Genomic DNA, 991 nt, shown 5'->3' with positions numbered 1-991 from the left:
CGCGCCTGTGGGGTTCTAGAAGGTGTGGAGGACGAAGCGGAGGAATTCGGTGGGCTCGATGGCCTCCACGGGCACGGGGCCCTCGTTGGCGAGGAACTCGTAGCCGGTCTCGGGGCCGTACTTCTCCCCGCCGGCGGAGACCTGTCCCTTGGTCTGGAAGAGGATCTCGATGGAGGGGAACTGGCCGGCGTGGTAGACGGCCCCGGCCTCCAGGCGCAGGAAGCCGATGCGCAGGTTCCGCTCGGTGAAGGACCCGAGCCACTTCTCCTCCACGCCCTCATCGGCTGCGGGGAGCCAGGCGTAGGCCTCGGGGTCCATGGCGATGACGTCGTTGTAGCGGGGCGCGGCGAACTCGAGGCTGTGGCCCATGGCGCGCTCGAAGATGGCCTGGGAGCCGTCCACGGCCTGGGCCGCGCCGTTCTCGTCGGTGTAGTGGTAGAGGCCCTTCTTGAACTCCCCGCTCTTCTCCAGCTCGGCGTTGGTGGCCTCGCGCTGGGCGACGCTGAGGTAGCCCTGCCCGGAGGCGCCCCCGCACTGCAGGACCATGGTCCGCAGGCCCTCGGGGCGGGCCTGGGGGCCATAGTGGACGCTCTCGGGGAAGTACGCCACGCAGCCCTGCTCGAGCACGTCGGTCTCGGTGTAGGGCAGGCGGCCCTCGATGACGTAGCGGACCTGGTCGAAGTTGTGCCGGTGCCGCGGGGTGCCCCAGCCGCCGCCGCCGGTCAGGCCCATGTTCAGGTCGTAGTTGTTCGGCGAGCCGTCCTCGCCGAAGAGCAGGTGCTTCTGGTCCAGGGTCCCCTCGCGCATGCTCCCGACCCGTTCGCTGCCGGTCTCGGCTGCCTTGCTGACGCGCATCTTCTGCTCCTTTGAAAAAGTCGATCCGTCCCGCGGCGGGAGCCGGCGGGCTGCGGCGCTCCGGCCGCCTGCGCCCCCGCCCCGCATCTCCGCAGGACCGGCGGCATGATTGACGATATCCCATATCGCGGGATAT

General features: G+C 69.6%; 1 protein-coding gene. It reads right to left on the bottom strand.

The features are described from left to right. Positions 1-15 precede the first annotated feature (15 nt). Complete coding sequence (locus tag E6A21_RS17725; protein WP_138445492.1) at positions 16-855, bottom strand: hypothetical protein; 840 nt, start codon at positions 853-855, stop codon at positions 16-18. Positions 856-991 lie beyond the last annotated feature (136 nt).

This window comes from Sinomonas susongensis (assembly GCF_005877005.1).
Lineage (GTDB): Bacteria > Actinomycetota > Actinomycetes > Actinomycetales > Micrococcaceae > Sinomonas > Sinomonas susongensis.
This window is presented reverse-complemented; position numbering and strand designations above follow the sequence as displayed.

Bases quoted from the DNA above. Each gene is read 5' to 3' on its own strand.
- E6A21_RS17725 (WP_138445492.1), bottom strand. From the start codon at position 855: ATGCGCGTCAGCAAGGCAGCCGAGACCGGCAGCGAACGGGTCGGGAGC.